Origin of the sequence: Streptomyces sp. NPDC048521, assembly GCF_043199855.1 — a bacterium.
GTDB lineage: Bacteria > Actinomycetota > Actinomycetes > Streptomycetales > Streptomycetaceae > Streptomyces.
Map to the genome: position 1 here is coordinate 221,281 of NZ_JBICWR010000007.1, position 18,495 is coordinate 239,775.

Genomic DNA, 18,495 nt, shown 5'->3' on the forward strand with positions numbered 1-18,495 from the left:
TGACGTCCACACCCGCCCGGACGGGACGGTACGGCGGGGGCGGGGAGCGGCTGTGTGCCGGCGCCGGAGGCGACGGTGCCGGCGGCGAGCCGTGGTTGTCGTACGCCGATCTCGCGGTGGCGGTTGGTGGACGAGGTCCAGGTACCGGTGCGGCACCGTACGCGGGTGTCGGTGTTCGACTTCCGGTGAGGGCCGGCGTCTTGCGGGCCGGGTGTGGGAGGGCGGGCGGTGACGGGAAAGTACCGCGTATGGCGCTTCCCTCAACTCCTCACTCCCCCGGTCGGCTTGTCGCCATCCAGCCTCTGAAACACAAGCGGTGTGCCGGTTGCCGGCGTGGTCCGCTGCCGTTGCTCGTGCTGGAGGACGGGGCACCGCACTGCCTGGACTGCGCCGATCTCGGGCACCTGGTGTTCCTGCCGCGCGGCGACACCGCGCTGACCCGCAGATCGCGGGAGGAGAGCACGCTGTCGGTGGTCGTCGTCCGGTTCAACCGGCGCAAGAGCCGCTACGAACGGCAGGGCGTCCTCGTGGAGGAGGCGGCGCTGGCCCGGGCCGAGGAACGCTGCCTGGCGGACGCGGAGGCCCGGCGTCGGCGGCGGGCGCGGGACGCGCGGCGCCGGGCGGTGGAGGACGAGCGGTTCGTGGCGGCGTTCGCCGCGGAGATCCTCCGGCTGTTTCCCGGCTGCCCGGCCGAGCGGGCCCGGGCCGTCGCCGCGCACGCGTCCGTGCGGGGCAGCGGGCGGGTCGGGCGCAGCGCGGCCGGGCGGGCGCTGTCCGAGGGGGCGGTGATCTCGGCGGTCGTGGCGGCCGTACGGCATGTGGACACGCCGTACAACCAGCTGCTGATGAGCGGGGTGTCGCGCTACGAGGCACGGCGCCGGATCGCCCCGTCCGTGCAGAGCGTGCTGCGGGCGTGGCAGGGCGCCGGGGAGGACGTCGGCTGACGGGGGCCGCCCTGTGACGCCGCTTCCTCTGGACGCTCGCGTATGCCATGGCGTCCCTCGGCCATGGCCGGTCGCGCGTCCGGGGCATTGACTGGAGGTGAGGTGAGGCCGGGTCCTGGCCCGGGTGGAACGAGAAGAGGGCGTGGAGATGATCGACGGGCCGTTCTTCGTACTGGTCGTGCTGGGAATCCTCGGGACGGGGCTGGTGGCCGGTGTCTTCTGCGGATTCTCGACCTTCGTGATGCGGGGCCTGGCGGCGCTGCCGCCCGCGCAGGGTGTCGCGGCGACGAACGCGATCAACGGGGCCGCGGTGCGGCCCGCCTTCATGGCGGTGTTCACCGGTTCGGCGGTGCTGAGCGCATTGATCGGGGTGGTGACGTTCGTGGTGTGGCCGGACGACGGCAGGATGGAGCTGCTGCTGGGCAGCGTGCTGCATCTGTTCGGCTCGTTCGGGCTGACGCTCGTCGCGAACGTGCCCCGCAACGACAGGCTGGCCCGGCTGACCGCGGGTGCCCCGGAGGCGGCCGTGTACTGGCCGGCGTATGTGCGCGAGTGGACGTTGTGGAACCACGTCCGCACCGTCGCCTCCGCGGCGGCCGCCCTCGTCTACGTCCTCGCGCTCACATGATGGCCCGTCCGCATCGGTCTTACGGTGGTCGTGCCCTGACCCTCCGCGGTCCTCCCTCCCCCCGCCGTGACCCGCCAGAAAGCGCTGTCCGTCGCTCTGCGCGGTTGCCGACGGGGACGTATCGTGGCCGCAGGAGTGCCGCCCGATGGCGCACGGCCCGTCGTACACCCGGTGCCTTTCGGTACCCGTACGCGAGGAAGACGACCATGGCCGATCCCAAGGGGTTCATGACCACGCCGCGCCAGGAGTGGCCGCGGCGGCCCGTCGAGGAGCGGGTGCGGGACTGGGACGAGGTGTACGTCCCCGGAGCGCTGCTGCCCATCATCAGCAAGCAGGCCGACCGCTGCATGGACTGCGGCATCCCGTTCTGCCACGACGCCTGTCCACTCGGCAATCTCATCCCCGAGTGGAACGACCTGGTCTCGCGGGAGGACTGGCGGGCCGCGAGCGACCGACTGCACGCCACCAACAACTTCCCCGAGTTCACCGGGCGGCTGTGCCCGGCACCGTGCGAGGCGGGATGCGTGCTGGCGATCAACCAGCCGGCCGTCACCATCAAGAACGTCGAGTGCGCCATCGCCGACCGGGCGTGGGAGGAAGGTTTCACCCCCGCGCGGCCTCCCGAACGGCTGTCCGGGAAGACGGTCGCCGTCATCGGCTCCGGGCCCACCGGGCTCGCCGCGGCACAGCAGCTGACCCGGGCCGGGCACACGGTCGCCGTGTTCGAGAAGGACGACCGGATCGGCGGGCTCATGCGGTACGGCATCCCCCAGTTCAAGATGGAGAAGCGGCATCTGGAGCGCCGGATCGAGCAGATGCGGGCCGAGGGGACGAAGTTCCGTCCGTCGACGGCGGTCGGACGGGACGTGGCGGCGGAGGATCTGCGCGCGCGGTACGACGCGGTGGTGCTCGCCACGGGGGCGACGGCGTGGCGGGAACTTCCGGTGCCGGGTCGGGAGTTGAACGGGATACACCAGGCGATGGAATATCTGCCGCTGGCCAATCGGGTGTGTGAGGGGGATCTGGAGGTTTCACCGCTGTCCGCGGCCGGCAAGCACGTCGTGATCGTCGGCGGCGGGGACACCGGGGCGGACTGTCTGGGGACGGCGGTGCGCGAGGGGGCCGCGTCCGTGACCCAGCTGGACATCTACGCACAGCCGGACACCGAGCGCGACGAGGACACCGAGCCGTGGCCGACGTACCCGAAGATCTACCGCTTGTCGGCCGCGCACCAGGAGGCGCGGGATCTGCGTACGGCACCGGCGGCGGACGCGGACGCACGGCTGTTCGCGGCGTCCACGCTCCGCTTCACCGGCGACGACGGCGGACACGTACGGGGGCTGCGCCTCGTGGAGGTCGACCAGCGGCGGCAGCCGGTGCCGGGCACCGAGCGGATGCTCCCCGCCGACCTGGTGCTGCTCGCGCTCGGGTTCTCCGGACCCGACCAGGAGGACGGGCTGGTCGCGCAGTTGGGGCTGGCGCTCCAGCCGCGCGGCACGATCGCCCGGGACGACGGCTTCGCGACCAACGTGCCCGGGGTGTTCGCCGCCGGGGATGCGGCGCGCGGGCAGTCGCTCATCGTGTGGGCGATCGCGGAGGGACGGGCGGTGGCCGCGGCCGTCGACCGGTATCTCACGGGAAGTTCACGGCTGCCGGCACCGGTCACTCCGAGGGATCGGCCGATGAGGGTGTGAGAGCGGGTGTGAGAGCGGCAGCGCGGTCCTGGCTGCGGCCGGTTCCGCACCGAGGGGCTTCCGCGCTGGTGGGCGCTGCGGAATGAGGTGGCACCGGGGCACCTTGCCGCCGTTGTCGCCACAGGTGGTGGGTTCGCCCCTTCGTCGCCGAGAAAGCCGACCGGCCGGGCGACCGGAGCCCGGAGAACACGAGGCCGGCCGGCCCGCGTGGCCGAGCGGATCGCGAGCACGAGCAGGGTGTCGACGGCGGCGGTCAGCGCCGAGCGGGCGAGGCGGGTGTTTCACGGAGCACCACGGTGCAAGCGGTGCGCACCTTCGTCGGCCGTTCCCGCCCGGTCGCACCGCGAACGCGCGGGTCAGCCGCGCCTCTCGTCCGTCCCCGCCACCTTGCCCGTCGCCAGGGCCACCCGGTTCCAGGTGTTGATGGCGAGGATCAGAGCGAGGACGTGGGCCAGTTCCTCCTCCTCGAAGTGGGCGGCGGCCTCGGCGTAGACGGCGTCGGGGACGCCCGCGTCGGCGACCAGGGTCACCGCCTCCGTCAGCGCGAGGGCCGCCTGCTCCTTCGGCGTGAAGAAGTGGCGGGCCTCCCGCCAGACGGCGACCAGATGGAGCCGGTCCTCGCTCTCTCCGGCCTTGCGGGCGTCGCTGGTGTGCATGTGCAGGCAGTAGGCGCAGTGGTTGAGGTGCGAGGCCCGGATCTGGATCAGCTCGACCAGTGCGGGGTCGAGGCCCGTGCGGGCGGCGGCATCGAAGCCGATGAGGGCGCGGAAGACCTTGGGAGCGGTCTTCGCGAGGTCCAGGCGGGCCCTGGCGGCCTCGGCGGTGGCGATCCCGGAGGCGGTGTCGACAGTCGTGGCGGCCGGGAAAGTTGCGGTCGTGTTCGTCGTCATGTCTTCAATCTAGGGTGGGGAAAGACCGACGATAGGGTGCATTTCCATGACGGAATCATGGGTCAATTCCGCCGAGCGGATCGGTGCCGATCTGCACCTGGAGCTGTCGGGACCGGGCGGGCGGCGGGCGGCGCTGACCCGGGCGCTGCGGGAGGCCGTGCGCAGCGGACGCCTCGCTCCGGGCACCCGGCTGCCGCCGTACCGGTCGCTCGCGGCCGACCTGGGCGTCGCGCGCAACACGGTGGCGGACGCGTACGCGGAACTGGTGGCGGAGGGCTGGCTGACCGCTCGGCAGGGCTCGGGGACGCGGGTCGCGATGGGGCTGCCTTCCACGCCTTCCGGGCAGTCGGGGAGGAGGAAACCGCCGCGACAGGCTGTACGGACGCCGGTGAAGACACCTCCACGCGCGCATGGGCCGCGGCACGATCTGCGGCAGGGTGCGCCGGATGCGTCGTCGTTCCCGCGTACGGCCTGGTCGGCCTCGTACCGGCGGGCGCTGCAGGCGGCGCCGAGCGAGGCGTTCGGGCCGGGGGATCCGGCCGAGCGCAGGGAGTTGCGGGAGGCGCTGACGGAATACCTGGCACGCGCGCGGGGAGTGCGTACCGAGCCGGACCGGATCGTCGTCTGCTCGGGGTTCGCGCACGCGCTGCGGTTGCTGTTCGGGGAAGGTACGGGCGGGGTGCTACGCGGTCCGCTGGGCGTGGAGGCCTACGGGCTGGACTTCCACCGGGGGCTGCTCGCGACGGCCGGAGTACGGACGGTGCCGCTGCCGCTGGACGAGCACGGCGCGCGGGTGGAGGTCCTCGGGCGGGAGCGGGCCGTGCTGCTCACACCGGCGCACCAGTTCCCGACCGGCGGCCCGCTGCATCCGGAACGCCGTGCCGCGGTGATCGACTGGGCCCGGGCGCGGGGGGCGGTGGTGCTGGAGGACGACTACGACGGCGAGTTCCGGTACGACCGCCGGCCCGTCGGCGCACTCCAGGGTCTCGATCCGGAGCGGGTGATCTACATCGGCTCGGTCAGCAAGAGCCTGTCACCAGCGCTGCGGCTGGGCTGGATGGTCCTGCCGGAGCGCTATGTCGGGCCCGTGCTCGCGGCGAAGGGCGAGCGGGAGGCATGGGCGAGCGTGCCGGACCAGCTCGCGCTGGCCGACTTCGTGGTCTCGGGGTCGTACGACCGTCATGTGCGGCGGATGCGGCAGCGGTACCGGGGTCGCCGCGACCGGCTCGTCGCCGCGTTCGCCGCGCACGCGCCGCACATCGAGGTGACGGGGATCGCGGCCGGTCTGCACGCGGTGCTGCGCCTGCCGCCCGGCACCGAGCGGTCCACGGTGAAGGCCGCCACGTGGCAGGGCGTCGGCCTGGACGGCCTCGCCGCGTTCCGGCATCCGCAGTCGCCCACGACGGCTGGTGAGGGCCTGGTGGTGGGATACGCGGCCGCCGCCGAACACACCTACGAGGCAGCGCTGGAGGCGCTGTGCGGGGTGCTGCCGCCTGAGTGACGGCGCAGGCGGCGGGTGGAGCGACGGAGCCGAGGAAGAGTCGGGACGGCGAAGCGACGGGAGTCAGGGAAGGCTCGGGACGGCGGAGGCGGCGGGGAGGAGGAGCGGCGCGACAGCGGACGAGATGCTTCGGAGGTGGGGGTCGGTGGCGGTGACGGTGACCGTGCGGGTGTCCTCAGGTGTCGCAGGTGTCCTCGGCAGCCGCATGCCGCCGGACCTACCCCGCGCAGCGATGACCGTGCAGGTGTCGCACGGGGCCGGCAGCCGCATGCCGCCGGAGGCCTATCGCTTGCGTGCCACCGCCCCGTACCCCGGAATGACGCCGTCGTCCTGCCCCGGCACCGGCTCGCCCAGTTCCGGATGCCACTTGTGGACGACCTCGACGCCGGGGTCGACCAGGTCGAGGCCGTCGAAGAAGCGGGCGAACTCCGCGTGGGAGCGCAGGGCGAGGGTGACGCCGGCCGCCTTGAGCTTCTCGACGGCGGCCGCCGACTCCTCCGGGGTGAAGTCGGCCGTGGCGTGGGTCATCATCAGGTAGCTGCCGGAGGGCAGTGGGGACAGCAGCCGGCGGACGAGTTCGTGCGCGCCGTCCTCGTCGGGGATGAAGTGCAGCAGGGCGACCAGGGAGAGGGCCACCGGCCGGTCGAGGTCCAGGATCTGCCGGGCCGCCGTGAGGATCGCGCCCGGGTCGCGCACGTCGGCCTGCAGATACTCGGTCGTGCCCTCGGGCGTGCTGCGCAGCAGGGCGGCCGCGTGGGCCAGCACGATCGGGGCGCTGTCGCAGTAGACCACCCGGGCGTCGGGGGCGACCTGCTGGGCGATCTGGTGCAGGTTCGGTTCGGTCGGTATGCCGGTGCCGATGTCCAGGAACTGCCGTACGCCCTGCTGGGCCAGCCAGCGCGTGGCGCGGTGCATGAACGCGCGGTTGACCCGGGCCATCACCGGCACCCGGGGGTCGAGGGTCAGCATCTGCCGGCCCATCGCCTCGTCGACGGGGTAGTTGTCCTTGCCGCCGAGATACCAGTCGTACATCCGCGCGGGATGCGGCTTGCCGGTGTCGATCTCGATGGCTGTCGGGTCCTGCCCTGTCATGCGGCACTCCGTAGGCGTCGGACACGTTGCATGGTCAAGTCACTGTCACGGTAAGGAACTTGCGCAAGATACAAAAATCCGTCGACTCGGCGCGGCCGCACCTTCGGCGGGTTCAGGACAGCAGGAAGTCGGCCTCCCCCGCCTTGGCGCCTTCGATGAACGCGGTCATCTCGTCCGTGGTGTAGATCAGTGCCGGCCCGTCCGGGTCGGTCGACTGGCGTACGGCGATCCGGCCGTCGGCCAGCTTCATCGCCTCCAGGCAGTTGCCGCCGTTGCCGCCGCTCCAGGGCTTGTGCCACCCCTCGCTGCCCAGCTCCCGCGCGGGCATGCCGTTGTAGACGTGTCCGCGCGGCGTGATGCGATCCATTTACAGCTCCTTGCGGAGATCCCGGAGGATCTCCTTCGTGCGTTGTGCCGTAGCGGCCTGCGCCGCCATGCGGTCCATGACCTCCAGGTGGGTCGCCACCTCGGCGCGCGCGTCCAGATAGACGGCGCCGGTCAGGTACTCGCTGTAGACCATGTCCGGCAGTTCTGACATGGCAAATCGGAACAGCACGAAGGGCCCGTACGTCCCCGGGTGCGGCCCGTTGGCGAACGGAGCGACCTGGAGCGTCACATGGGGCAGCTTCGTGGCCTCGAGCAACTTGTCGATCTGCGCACGCATCACCTCCGGGCCGCCGACCGGGCGGCGCAGGGCGGTCTCGTCCATCACCGCCCAGAAGCGCGGGGCGTCGGGGCGGGTGAGCAGTTCCTGGCGTTGCATGCGCAGGGCGACATGGCGCTCGATCTCGTCCGGGCTCGTCTGGCCGATGGCACCGGACTTGAGCACCCCGCGCGCGTAGTCCTCGGTCTGCAGCAGGCCGGGGACGAAGTGCGGCTCGTAGGAGCGGATGAGGCCGGCCGCGCCCTCGAGGCTGACGTACATCGAGAACCAGCCCGGCAGGATGTCGTGGAACCGCTGCCACCAGCCGGGTCTGTTGGCCTCCTCGGCCAGTTGTACGAAGACCTCGGCCTCGTCGTCGGGAACGCCGTAGGCCTTCAACAGCAGTTGCAGGTACGGGATCTTGAGGGCGACCTCGGCCATCTCCATGCGGCGGACGGTGGCGGGGGCGACGCGCAGGACGCGGGCGGCCTCCTCACGCTTGAGTCCGGCGCGCTCCCGCAGGTCCAGCAGGCGCCGGCCGAGGACGACCTGACCCACGGTCGGCGCGGACCGCGGTTCGCTCACGTCCCACCTCCACCGAAAGCTCCACCGAAAGTTTCCTGACAGCCCTGCGGCGCCATTCGAAGACTCATTCGAAGACCGGGTCGGATCTCCGATGACCCCAATTGGCGCCGCGCGACGTGCTGTTGCGAGCAGTGTGCCACGGCCTCTGACCGAGTCACACAGCACTCTGCATTTTTCATAGTGACACTTGCCAAGTGTTCACGGCGGGGAGATAGTGGCAAGCGTGATTCCGTCCGCGCCCTTAGGAACAGACGCCGCCGCAGACCGTCCTGGTCTCGGTGCCGCGACGGGAGCAACCCCTTCGGGGGACGCTGCCCGGCGCCGGTTCCGCTTCGAGCTGGCCGCACATCCGGGTTCCGTCGCCCAGGCCAGACGCCTTGCGCATGCCCGGCTGACCGGCTGGGCCGTGTGCGCGGACACCTGCGACAACGCGGCCCTGGTCATATCCGAGCTGGTCACCAACGCGATCGTGCACACCGCGAGCAGCCGCGTCGTGTGCGAACTGCACGACCACGACGACACGGTGCGCATAGCCGTACGCGACGAGGGCTGTGCCCCCGGTGAACCTCATCCGTCCCCGCAGCGGCCCGATGAGGAACACGGGAGGGGACTGTTTCTCGTCGACGCCCTGTGCCGGTCCTGGGGTGCGCAGGAACACGGTTCCGGGCTGCTGGTCTGGGCCGAGCTGGCCCGCCGTGCGGACGCGGCCCAGGACACCGACGAGCCGCGCAACGATCTTGGCTGGGGCGCCCGCCCCAAGCCGGACCGCCCGGACGACTCCGGCGACGACGACCCGGCCGAGGCCCACCGCAGGCTCCCCGAGCAGCACCGGCCCCGCACCGCGGCCGAGCCCCTGCGGCACACTCCGTCCCAGCCTCAGCACCGCACCCCGGCCCAGCCCCAGCACCGGGTCCAGGAGCAGCACGCAACCGGAGAACGGCCGTGACCGGCACCGGCGCCTCCGACCGGTACGGCGGGACCGACCCCGGCCAGTACGGCGCTCCCGGCCCCGACCGGTACGACGCCACCGGCTCCCGCCGGTACGAGGCGACCGGTTCCGCGCCGGGTCGGCCCTCCGGCCCCGAGGGGCCGATCGGGCTGGACACCCTCGTGCGGCTGCAGCGCCGCCGACCGGCTCCGGACGCGGTGCGCCGACTGCCGATGCCGGAGGGCATGACGGCCCCGCTCGGCTACGACGCCGTGGCCGTACCCGACCGCCTCGGCCCCCTCGTCGTACCGCGGCTGCCCCGGCTGGGATGTGTGTACGCCGACGGTACACATTGGTGGTGGATCGTTCCGGCGGACTCGGACTACGCCCTGCGCTGGCCGTCCCCCGCCCAGTACGCCTCCGGCGCCCAGGTCACCGGTACCGCCCGGCTCATCCACTGCCCCGAGGGCACGGTCCCGTACACCCCGCCGATCCCCCTGTATCTCTCCCTGTGCCGGGTGACCGGGACGAATCCGGACTGGTCGAGGGCGGTATCGGCGTAAGGGCCGCGGCTGTCTGAGCCGTGGGGCACCTGCCGCGACCGGTACCCCGACGCGAGAACGACACGGCGCACCGCAGCACCTCCACCGGCCTCGGCGCACGAATCACGACGGCCGCATCGGAGGCATCGGACGCCTCCCATCGGCCGTGCCGCCGGCACCGGGCGCACCGCACGCCCTTTCCCCCCTCGCAGCTTCCATCCCCCCGCCGGCTCGCCGGCCCGGCTGCCCCGGCCCCCGGTCCGTCCGTCCCCAGCCCCCTCCGGCCACCCGCCGCCCCGCCCCCGCCCCACGACAGCGCCCCCTCCGCGCCCCCCTTACGTCCTCTCGCGCCCTGCCCAGGCAGCGCGCGCGCCCGCGATAGTGGCCGTTCCGTCACGGTCCGGGAGGTCAAGGTGAGGAAGAAACGGGGGCCTGCCGAGCCCGCGGTGTCGGAGTCGGAGCGGCTGCTGTTCGGCGGGCCGCTGCGGTACGACACGGGCTGGAACAAGCACGCGGACGCCTTCTTGCAGTTGAACTTCCGCGCGATGGTGGTCCGGCTGCCCGGCATGCTGGTCTCCAGCCTCCGACTGGCCCGGCAGGCCGACCCGCGGGCCGCGTGGATCGTGCTGGCCGCCGAGATGGGCCGGGGCGCCGCCCAGGCGGTGAGCCTGCTGGCCGTGAACAGCGCGCTCGGAAACCTGCTCACCGGCCCTGACATCGCACAGCGCCTGCACGCGGCCGCGCCCGCCCTGGTCGTCGTGGCCGCCGTGATGCTGGTGGCCGCGCTGCTGCGGGCCGCCTCCGTCTACGCCACCGGGCGGCTGGAGCCCAAGGTGGAACGGGTGGCGACCGAGCTGTATCTGGAGCGCGCGGCGAACGTGGAACTGGCCGCGATCGAGGACCATGCCTTCCACAAGCTGCTGGACACGGCGCAGTACGGCGCCCGGTCCGCCCGGCGCATGATCGGGTACGGCACCCAGGTGATCAACGCCATGATCTCGCTGGTCGCGGCGGCGGGCGTGCTGACCGTGCTGCACCCGGCGCTGCTGCCGCTGCTGGTCACCATGACCCTGCCCAGCGCCTGGAGCGCGCTGACCAACGCCCGGCGGCACTACGAGTCGTTCCACACCTGGGTGCAGCACGCCCGTGCCGGGCAGCTGCTCAGCAGCCTGCTCACCGAGCCGGGCGCCGCCCCGGAGATCCGGGTGCACGGGATGGGCCCGTTCCTGCTGCGGCACTTCCGGGCCATGTCGGAGACGGCGGAGGCGGAACAGGCCCGGCTGTCCCGGCTGGCCGCCCGGACCGGTCTGATCGCGGCGGCCTGGACGGGCCTCGCCACGCTCGCGACGTACGCCACGCTGGGCGCGCTGCTGCTGGGCGGCGCGATGGCCCTGTCCGTCGCCGGTACGGCGGTGCTCGCGATCCGTACGGGCGCGGCGAGCTTGGACACCCTCGTGCTGCAGATCAACCAACTGCACGAGGAGGCCCTGTTCGTGGGCGACCTGGAACGGCTGTACGTCGAGGCGGCCGCCCGGGCCATCCCGGCGGGCGGGGAGGCCCTTCCGGAGAACCCGCGGGAGATCCGGTTCGAGAACGTCACCTTCAGCTATCCGGGCGACGCGACCCGGCCCGCCCTGGACGATGTCACCCTCACGCTTCCCCTGGGCCGGATCATCGCACTCGTCGGCGAGAACGGCTCGGGCAAGACGACACTGGTCAAGCTGCTCGCGGGCCTGTACACACCGGACCGGGGCCGGATCCTGTGGGACGGGGTCGACGCCGGGCGGGCCGACCGGCGGCTGCTCGCCGAGCGCGTCGCGATGGTGGCGCAGGACTTCAAGAGATGGCCGTTCACCGCCCGGGTGAACGTGGCCGTCGGCCGCTCGGCCGCGCCGATGACCGAGGAGCGGCTGGCGGCGTCGATCGCCGACGCGGGCGCCGAGCAGGTGGTCGCGGATCTGCCGCACGGTCTGGACACGCTGCTGGCCCGCAACTTCAGCGGCGGGCACGAGCTGTCCGGCGGCCAGTGGCAGCGGCTCGGCATCGCGCGCGCCGCGTACCGGCGCGGGCACATCCTGATCGTGGACGAGCCGACCGCGGCGCTGGACGCGCGGGCCGAGCTGGAGGTGTTCGAGAAGATCCGGGCGCTGGCCGGCAGCGGGCAGACGGTCGTCCTGATCACCCACCGGCTGGCCTCGGTCCGGCACGCCGACCTGGTGCACGTGCTGGAGCACGGGCGGCTGGTGGAGTCCGGCACCCCGGAGGAACTGCTGACGAGGGGTGGTGTCTACGCAGAGTTGTACGCGCTCCAGGCGCGGCAGTTCACCGCGAAGATCCCGGCGCCGAAACCGGCCTGACCCGGCAACAGCGGCTTGCCTTCCTGACTGGGCTCGGCAGCGCGGTCTGGCCCGGCCCGGCGACTTCCGGCCTGAACCGGCTCGGCGGCGTCCTGACCCGGTCCCGCGGGGGTCGGCCGTCTCACTCGGCGGCGTCGCCCCCGCGCACGATCACCAGGAACGTGTCCGTCGCCAGGTCCATGACGACCTCGGCGGGCAGGCCTTCCAGACGCCGCGCGTGCGCGAATTCCTCCGCTGGCCGGGATCCGCGCGGACCACCGGCGGGAAAGCGTTCGAGCACTGTTCGCCCGTTCACCATCTCGCACCTCCAGAAGCGTCGTAACTGTAGGAGTTAACGCCTTGGAGGAGGGAAACGCCTCGCTCAGTGACGGGACTGAGACATTGTCGACACGCGTTCGGCGCGGACGGTGAGGATCCGTTCACGTCGTGACACGAAACGCACCCTGGGTGTCAGTATTCGTACTCGTCGTGAAGGCGGAGGTGATCGCTGCCCGTGGGGCTGGGGCCGAGCGCGGTCAGGTCGAGGAGGCCGGCGATGGTGCCGAGTCCGTCCAGCCCGTCGTCGTACACCGAGTAGGTGTGGAAGACCCGGTCGTGGTCGCGCAGGAAGCAGCTGAGGCCCGGCCGCTCGACCGGTTCCCCACCGGATTCGACGGTGGCCTCGAAGTCGCGGTTGAAGTCGCTGTGACTGGAGGAGTACCAGGGCACCGCCCAGCCCATCCGTGCCTTGAACGGCAGGACGCGGGTGAACGGCGCCCGGGAGACGGCCGCGAACGAGGTGTTCCGGGCCCTCAGGTGGGCGAGGTGGCCGACCTGGTCCAGGAAGGCCGCGCAGCAGGGGCAGCCGGCCTCCCACTCCGGCGCGAACATGAAGTGGTGGACGACGAGCTGAGCCCGTCCCTCGAAGAGGTCGAGGAGGGTGGCCTTCCCGTCGCCGCCCTCGAAGACGTACTCCGGGTCGACCTCGACCATGGGCAGCCTCCGCCGCTCGGCGCCCAGCACCTCGCGCGCCCGTCTGACCGCCTCCTCCTTGCGCAGCAACTCCTCGCGCGCCGCGCGCCACTGCTCGCGCGAGACGATCTCCGGAAGCGACATGGGCCCTCCTGTCCGACGGTCGGTTCGGGGTGGTGACCGTCATCGGATACGGAACTCATCGCTGCGCGCGGAGAATTTTTTCCGACACTTTTTCCGCCGCTCCGTGAGGAGTTCCGGTTCCCGCACCAGCACGCGGCCGTCCACGATGGTGGTGCGGACGTCGGCCGAGCGGGCGCTGTGCACGAGGGTGGCGGCGAGGCCGTGGACGGGCCGGGTGTGCGGGCCGCTGAGGTCGACCAGGACGATGTCGGCGCGGCGGCCGGGGGCGAGGCTGCCGGCGCTCGCGCCGAGACCGACCGCGCGGGCACTCTGCAGCCGGAGACGCTCACGATGATCCGGGTGGTGGGCGGCGCAGGGGAACGCCTGGACCGCTGCGCGGTGCGGCACGGGACCGCCGGCACCCGCTACGCCGCCGCGGGCAGCGGCACCGGCACCCCCTGCAGCCGCAACTCCCCCAGCGCCTTCTCCAGTTGACGGACATGCCGGGCAGTGAGCCGTCCGGTGTCGTCGAGGTGGACGGCGCAGGCCGTGGTCGTGTCCACGAGCCGTTCCAGGGCGTCCGCGACGGTGTCCGTGCCCTCGGTGTGCCGAGCGAGCGCGGGCAGTTCCGCGGCGGCGAGCGCGATGGCGGTACGGGCCTCGGCGAGGGTGCGGTAGGCCTCCCGGCGCAGCGCCCACCGCTCGGCACGGTCACCGGACTCGCCGAGGACGTGCAGGAGATAGGCGTGCGCGGCGTCCCCGGCCGCGGCGAGCCGGGCCCGTACCCCGCCGCCGTGCTGGCCCGGCATCGGCAGATGCCCGACGACCAGCACGAGCGCGCAGGCCAGCAGCGTCTCGCCGATCCGGCTGACGGAGGCCTGCGGCTCCCCGCCGACCATGACCAGGGCAAGGACCAGGACCGTGACGACAGCGGTCAGGGCGGCGAAGTGCCGGGTGGCGACCGGGACGAGCGCTCCGCACACCGCGACCAGTGCGATCAGTCCCGCCGGCCGGGGCAGCAGCGCGGCGAGGCCGGTGAAGACCAGGGCGCCCAGCACGGTTCCGGCGGCCCGGCACAGCACCCGGGAGGCGAGCGGCCCGAGGTCGGGCTTGACCAGGAAGACGGCGGTGGCGGGCAGCCAGTACCAGTGCTGGTGCTGGCCGTACCAGCGGGCGTGGTGCAGCGCCTGGGCGATGGCCGCGCTGCCGCCGAAGCAGAGGGCGACCCGCAGGCCGTACTCGCGTCCACCGGCCCCGAACGCGGCCCGTACCGCTTCCTGGACGCCCCGGCGCCGGGCGACCAGCCGCCGCTGGGTCCCCTCGGCCCGGTCGAAGGCCTCGGCGGCGCGCAGCAGGGCGTCGTCGAGGGCGCGGAGCGCGGGCGCGGACCGCTGCGGCGCGGGCAGCGGGCCGGTGCCGGTGTTGCCGCGGACCGCGGCGGCGAGCCGCCGGGGCCCTTCCGCCGCCCGCGCCGTGCCGGGCTCTCCCGTCCAGTACAGGGCGGTGGCGGCCTCGGCAAGGGGCAGCGCGGCCGCGTACTGGGCGTACAGCCGGCGCTCGGCGGCGGAACTGGCGTACCGGCGCAGCCGGGGTCCGGCGAGGGCGTCCTGGGCATGGTCGAGGGCGGCGGTGAGCGCGGCCCGCCGGGCGGTGGCGTGCGCGCCGCCGACGGCGTCGAGGAGCGCGGCGATCGCGTCGTACACGTCGGCGACCGCCTTACGCTCCCCGTCGAACCGGAAGTCCCCGGCGAGCGAACCGGGTGTGGGCAGGGCGAGCCGCAGCAGGATCAACCAGCCGGCGCCGGCGAGGAAGGCGAGGGCCCGCTGCCAGCCGCTCTCGGCCGCCGGCATCCCGGCGCCGATGGCGGCGGCGACGAGCAACTGCGTTCCGGCGGCGGAGGCGACGGGCCCGACGGCACTGATGCCTCCGGCGACCAGCCCGAGCGCGGTGAGCGCAGACGTCAGCGGTACGGCCGCCATCCCCTGCCCGGCATACGTGCCCCCGAGCAGCCCGAGGGCACCGGCCAGCGCGGGCAGCCCGAGCCGCTTGACGCAGGCGCGCCGGCTCCCGGGCCGGTCGTTGATCCCGGCGAGCATCGCGGCGATGGCGGCGAGCACCCCGACGGGCGTCCGCCCACTCAGCACACCGGCGAGCAGCAGCGGCCCGGCGGCGAGCGCACCCCGGGTCACCGCGCTCCAGGGAACGGGACCGCGCTGAGCACGCAGGGCGTGAGCGAGCCAGGGCGGTGCGACAGGCCGGGACACAGGGCTCCTGTTCATACGAGGGCGGGGTGGGCCTTCGGACGACGGTGGCCGGGCGGTGTTCCCACGGGGTGCACACGGTGGTGTGCCGCGGGACGTGGTCCCACGGTGGTGCCACGGGACCTGCTTCCACGGTAGGGCGCGTTCCCCGAGCAAACGGGACGATCACGTTTCAGGGAGGTGAAAGGTGCCCGGAGGACGGGTTTCTTTATGAACGCAATGCCGGTGCGTTGATCTGTGAACGCAATGCCCTGGCGATGATCTCCTCCGCTTCGCGGACGGCAGCGACCAAGGCCTCGGGCGCGGCCCGCAGCGCACCCGTCACGGTGTCCATCCCCCGCAACCCGGCGCGCTCCAGCAACCGCTTCTCGTTCGTCACCCACTCCCCGCGTGCCGCGAGTACGGCGTGCGCGGCCTGGGTGGTGGCGGTGGCGAGGGCGCCGGCGGTCTCGGTGAGGCGACCGTGCGCGGCGTGGTTGGCCTTCGCGTAGGCCAGGGTGGCGCGCGCGGTGCCGTGCCAGTGTTCGGCGGCGGTGAGACGCAGCTTGGCCGGGTAGCCCGCCGGGCGGGGCAGGGTGCCCCTGAGGACCTGGTTGAGGGCCAGTTCGGCCACGATCAGGTAGGTGGGAATGCCGGCCAGGTGGAACAGCAGCGGCTCCACCCGGAACCTTCCTTCCGCCGCCTCCGTCAGCTCGTGCTCGACCACGTCCAGGTCCCGGTAGTGCACGTCGACCCGGCGTCCGTCGATGGTGAGCCACGCCCCGCCGTTGAAGACGCCGCCGCCCCAGCCGCCGACCTCGGACACCTCGCCCTCCCAGCCGAGGGCGCGCAGTTCGTCGGGGTCGAAGGGGCCGCGGTAGTAGACGGCCAGGTCCCAGTCGCTGTCCGGGCGGTGGGTGCCCTGGGCCCGGGAACCGCCGAGCGCCACCGCTCGGACGGTCGGGAGCGCGGCGAGGCGGTCGGCGGTGGCGGAGAGGAAGCCGGGGTCGGACGACTGGTTCATACCCTCAGCCTGCCGCAACCGCTCCGAAGTCCGCTCCTGAACGAGATCACCGAAGTACGGCGCACCCCGCGGCCTCCCTGCCGCGGACCCTGCGGAGGTGGCCGGGTGGCCGCCTGATCGACGTGTCGGCGGCCCACTCGCCGGGCCCGGGTCACGGACGGGCGCCGCAGGTCAGGGCCAGGGCCATCCTGACGGCGACCGTCCCTGGCGGAGCGGGTCGGCGGCGGTACACGCCGGCCGCCTGGGGGCCGCCCCGAAATTCGGATGCGCTCCGGGCCGGGGAGGCCGATCATCGGGAAGTCGTCCGCTGACCGTCCAGGAGCAGCTTCCATGATCCGGCGAGTGATCGCGCCCGGGCTCTTCCCGCCCCCCACGTACTCCCACGCCTCCGTCGTCGAGGCGGGCACGAAGCTCGCGTTCCTCGCGGGGGCCGTGCCGCTCGACGAGAAGGGGGACATCGTCGGTCCGGGTGATCCCGTACGGCAGGCCGAGCAGGTGATCGCCAATCTGCGCGAGCAACTGCGCGCGGTCGGCAGCGACTTGGAACATGTCCTGGTGACGGAGGTGTACGTCGTCAGCAGCGAGCCCTCGGTGCTGTCCGCGGTGTGGGACGTCGTGGAGGCCTCGGGGCTGAGCATGGGGCCGCACTCCTCCACGCTGCTCGGCGTCGCCTGCCTCGGGTACACCGGGCAGTTGGTGGAGATCACGGCGACGGCCGTGGTGCCGGACGAGGGAACACCGTGACGACAGGGGTCGTCCTCAGGCGCGCCCTGGCGGCCGACGCCCGTGCCGCCGCCGACGTCTGGCTGCGGTCGTTCGCCGCCGCGCTGCCCACGGTGGTCCGGCCGCGGACCGACGACGACGTACGGGACTACTTCCGGGACGTCGTCGTACCACTGCGGGAGATCTGGGTGGCGGAGGCGGCCGGGACCGGGATCGTCGGCCTGATGGTGCTCAACGGAGAGTTGCTGTCCCAGCTGTATCTGGAACCCGAGTGGCGGGGGCGGGGCCTCGGGGACCGGTTCGTCGCGCTGGCCAAGGAGCGCAGCCCGGGCGGGCTGACCCTGTGGACCTTCCAGGTCAACAAGCCCGCCCACCGCTTCTACGAACGGCACGGCTTCACCGCCGTCGAGTTCACCGACGGCAGCGACAACGAGGAGCGGGAGCCGGACGTCCGCTACGTCTGGCAGCCCTGAGGCATCAGCGGCACACACGACCGGCCCCGGCCCTCGGTGGTCGCCGAGGGCTCCGTCCTGTTCGAGTCGGCCCGCCGCACGGTCGCACGCACAGCGCTGACCCCGACCGAGGTCACGGCACTCTTCGAGCTGCGCGACGCGTTACGGCAGTTCCGCCGCGTCCGCCGCCGTGCGCAGCACCTCACGCAGCATCTCTGCGGTGAGCCGGCCGGTGAAGGTGTTGCGCTGGCTGACGTGGAAGCAGCCGAAGAGGTCGAGGCCCTCCAGGGCGACGCGGGTGCCGTGAGCGAAGGGTGGACGGGGGCGGGGCACGGTCCAGCCCGCCTCGGCGAACGCGGGCAGCGCGGCCTGCCAGCCGAAGGCACCGAGGACGACCGCGGCCTTCAACGTCGGGCGCAGCAGCTTCAGCTCCTGGACCAGCCAGGGGCGGCAGGTGTCACGTTCGCCGGGGGTCGGCTTGTTGGCGGGCGGGGCGCAGTGCACCGGCGCGGTGATGCGTACGCCGTACAGCTCGAGTCCGTCGTCGATGCTGACGGAGGTGGGCTGCGAGGCGAGCCCCACCTCGTGCAGCGCCTGATAGAGGACGTCCCCGGAGCGGTCACCGGTGAACATCCGCCCGGTGCGGTTGCCGCCGTGCGCGGCGGGGGCCAGCCCGATGATCACCAGCCGTGCGTCGGCCGGGCCGAAGCCGGGCACCGGCCGCCCCCAGTACGTCCAGTCGGCGAACGCGGTCCGCTTGGTCCGGGCCACCTCCTCACGCCAGTCGACCAGCCGAGGACAGGCCCGGCACTCCGCGACGCGCCGGTCGAGCCGGTCAAGGGCGCTGCTGTCGTCCATACCGCCACCGTATGCCCCGGTGACGTGGGCCGATGCGTGTGTGCGGAAGCAGGGGGCGCGCGGGAGCGGCTTGACTGCGCACCAGGCCGAGGGCCGTCACGGGAGCCAAGGGGTGCGGGGGTGCGGGCGCGGGCTGGGGGTCCAGGCGTGCCTGGAGTGCGGGCGCCGGAGGGTGCAGGGCCGGAGCGAGGCGGGGTGCAAGAGCCGGAGAGGGCGGCGGGCTGTCCTGGAGCGTACGGAGATCGGGGGCGCGGGGATCGGGGGGCGGAGTCCAGGGTGCAGTGACCGAGACAACTGGAGCGGGGGCGGGGTGCGCGGGG

The 18,495-nt window shown here is 73.0% G+C and carries 18 protein-coding genes and 1 pseudogene; 9 read left to right on the plus strand and 10 right to left on the minus strand.

Annotated elements, in window-relative coordinates; all coding sequences use genetic code 11:
• The first annotated feature begins 248 nt into the window (after positions 1-248).
• The 3 genes from ACGFRF_RS18985 to ACGFRF_RS18995 all read left to right on the plus strand — a co-directional run bounded on the left by ACGFRF_RS18985 (position 249) and on the right by ACGFRF_RS18995 (position 3,266).
• A complete protein-coding gene (locus ACGFRF_RS18985; RefSeq protein WP_393741274.1) occupies positions 249-944 on the plus strand; it encodes a DUF2293 domain-containing protein in 696 nt (231 codons plus the stop codon).
• A 148-nt stretch (positions 945-1,092) separates the two neighbouring features.
• The gene (locus tag ACGFRF_RS18990; protein WP_393741533.1) at positions 1,093-1,572 is read left to right on the plus strand and encodes a DUF1772 domain-containing protein; all 480 of its coding nucleotides are present in this window, start codon (positions 1,093-1,095) and stop codon (positions 1,570-1,572) included.
• A 206-nt stretch (positions 1,573-1,778) separates the two neighbouring features.
• Positions 1,779-3,266, plus strand: a complete 1,488-nt coding sequence (locus tag ACGFRF_RS18995; RefSeq protein WP_393741276.1) for a glutamate synthase subunit beta — start codon at positions 1,779-1,781, stop codon at positions 3,264-3,266.
• 356 nt (positions 3,267-3,622) lie between these two features.
• On the opposite strand, the gene ACGFRF_RS19000 is transcribed toward ACGFRF_RS18995, so the two are convergent.
• Positions 3,623-4,156 carry a carboxymuconolactone decarboxylase family protein gene (locus ACGFRF_RS19000; RefSeq protein ID WP_393741278.1) on the minus strand — a complete coding sequence of 178 codons (534 nt, stop codon included), beginning with the start codon at positions 4,154-4,156 and terminating at the stop codon, positions 3,623-3,625.
• 46 nt (positions 4,157-4,202) lie between these two features.
• Here ACGFRF_RS19000 and ACGFRF_RS19005 point away from each other — a divergent pair, with 46 nt between their 5' ends.
• On the plus strand, positions 4,203-5,657 hold the full coding sequence (locus ACGFRF_RS19005; protein ID WP_393741280.1) for a PLP-dependent aminotransferase family protein: 1,455 nt from the start codon (positions 4,203-4,205) through the stop codon (positions 5,655-5,657).
• 282 nt (positions 5,658-5,939) lie between these two features.
• On the opposite strand, the gene ACGFRF_RS19010 is transcribed toward ACGFRF_RS19005, so the two are convergent.
• The 3 genes from ACGFRF_RS19010 to ACGFRF_RS19020 form a co-directional block, all read right to left on the minus strand.
• A complete protein-coding gene (locus ACGFRF_RS19010) occupies positions 5,940-6,749 on the minus strand; it encodes an SAM-dependent methyltransferase (RefSeq protein WP_393741282.1) in 810 nt (269 codons plus the stop codon).
• A gap of 112 nt (positions 6,750-6,861) precedes the next feature.
• Entirely contained in the window at positions 6,862-7,116 is a 255-nt protein-coding gene (locus ACGFRF_RS19015; RefSeq protein WP_071375516.1) for a DUF397 domain-containing protein, read from the minus strand.
• Complete coding sequence (locus tag ACGFRF_RS19020) at positions 7,117-7,977, minus strand: helix-turn-helix domain-containing protein (protein WP_393741283.1); 861 nt, start codon at positions 7,975-7,977, stop codon at positions 7,117-7,119.
• A gap of 187 nt (positions 7,978-8,164) precedes the next feature.
• Between ACGFRF_RS19020 and ACGFRF_RS19025 the strand changes: the two genes are divergently transcribed.
• The 3 genes from ACGFRF_RS19025 (at position 8,165) to ACGFRF_RS19035 (ending at position 11,804) form a co-directional block, all read left to right on the plus strand.
• Complete coding sequence (locus tag ACGFRF_RS19025) at positions 8,165-8,923, plus strand: ATP-binding protein (protein ID WP_393741285.1); 759 nt, start codon at positions 8,165-8,167, stop codon at positions 8,921-8,923.
• Between the two features lie 146 nt (positions 8,924-9,069).
• Positions 9,070-9,468: a hypothetical protein gene (locus ACGFRF_RS19030; RefSeq protein WP_393741535.1), complete on the plus strand. Its 399-nt coding sequence runs from the start codon at positions 9,070-9,072 to the stop codon at positions 9,466-9,468.
• 392 nt (positions 9,469-9,860) lie between these two features.
• Complete coding sequence (locus ACGFRF_RS19035) at positions 9,861-11,804, plus strand: ABC transporter ATP-binding protein (protein ID WP_393741287.1); 1,944 nt, start codon at positions 9,861-9,863, stop codon at positions 11,802-11,804.
• Between the two features lie 121 nt (positions 11,805-11,925).
• On the opposite strand, the gene ACGFRF_RS19040 is transcribed toward ACGFRF_RS19035, so the two are convergent.
• From ACGFRF_RS19040 to ACGFRF_RS19060, 5 genes and pseudogenes are all read right to left on the minus strand, one after another.
• Positions 11,926-12,102, minus strand: a complete 177-nt coding sequence (locus tag ACGFRF_RS19040) for a hypothetical protein (RefSeq protein ID WP_393741289.1) — start codon at positions 12,100-12,102, stop codon at positions 11,926-11,928.
• 152 nt (positions 12,103-12,254) lie between these two features.
• Positions 12,255-12,899 (minus strand): DUF899 domain-containing protein, encoded by a 645-nt coding sequence (locus tag ACGFRF_RS19045; protein WP_393741291.1) that lies wholly within the window; start codon positions 12,897-12,899, stop codon positions 12,255-12,257.
• Between the two features lie 102 nt (positions 12,900-13,001).
• A pseudogene (locus ACGFRF_RS19050) lies at positions 13,002-13,214 on the minus strand (amidohydrolase family protein); the annotation flags it as partial.
• An 89-nt stretch (positions 13,215-13,303) separates the two neighbouring features.
• Entirely contained in the window at positions 13,304-15,157 is a 1,854-nt protein-coding gene (locus tag ACGFRF_RS19055) for an FUSC family protein (RefSeq protein WP_393741292.1), read from the minus strand.
• 190 nt (positions 15,158-15,347) lie between these two features.
• On the minus strand, positions 15,348-16,142 hold the full coding sequence (locus tag ACGFRF_RS19060; protein WP_393741294.1) for a nucleotidyltransferase domain-containing protein: 795 nt from the start codon (positions 16,140-16,142) through the stop codon (positions 15,348-15,350).
• Between the two features lie 330 nt (positions 16,143-16,472).
• On the opposite strand from ACGFRF_RS19060, the gene ACGFRF_RS19065 reads away from it, so the two are divergent.
• Entirely contained in the window at positions 16,473-16,886 is a 414-nt protein-coding gene (locus ACGFRF_RS19065) for a RidA family protein (RefSeq protein ID WP_393741296.1), read from the plus strand.
• Positions 16,883-17,338, plus strand: coding sequence for a GNAT family N-acetyltransferase (locus ACGFRF_RS19070; RefSeq protein ID WP_393741298.1), 456 nt, complete (start codon positions 16,883-16,885; stop codon positions 17,336-17,338). Before ACGFRF_RS19065 ends, ACGFRF_RS19070 begins: the two co-directional genes overlap by 4 nt.
• A 141-nt stretch (positions 17,339-17,479) precedes the next feature.
• On the opposite strand, the gene ACGFRF_RS19075 is transcribed toward ACGFRF_RS19070, so the two are convergent.
• Entirely contained in the window at positions 17,480-18,175 is a 696-nt protein-coding gene (locus ACGFRF_RS19075; protein ID WP_393741300.1) for a uracil-DNA glycosylase, read from the minus strand.
• Positions 18,176-18,495 lie beyond the last annotated feature (320 nt).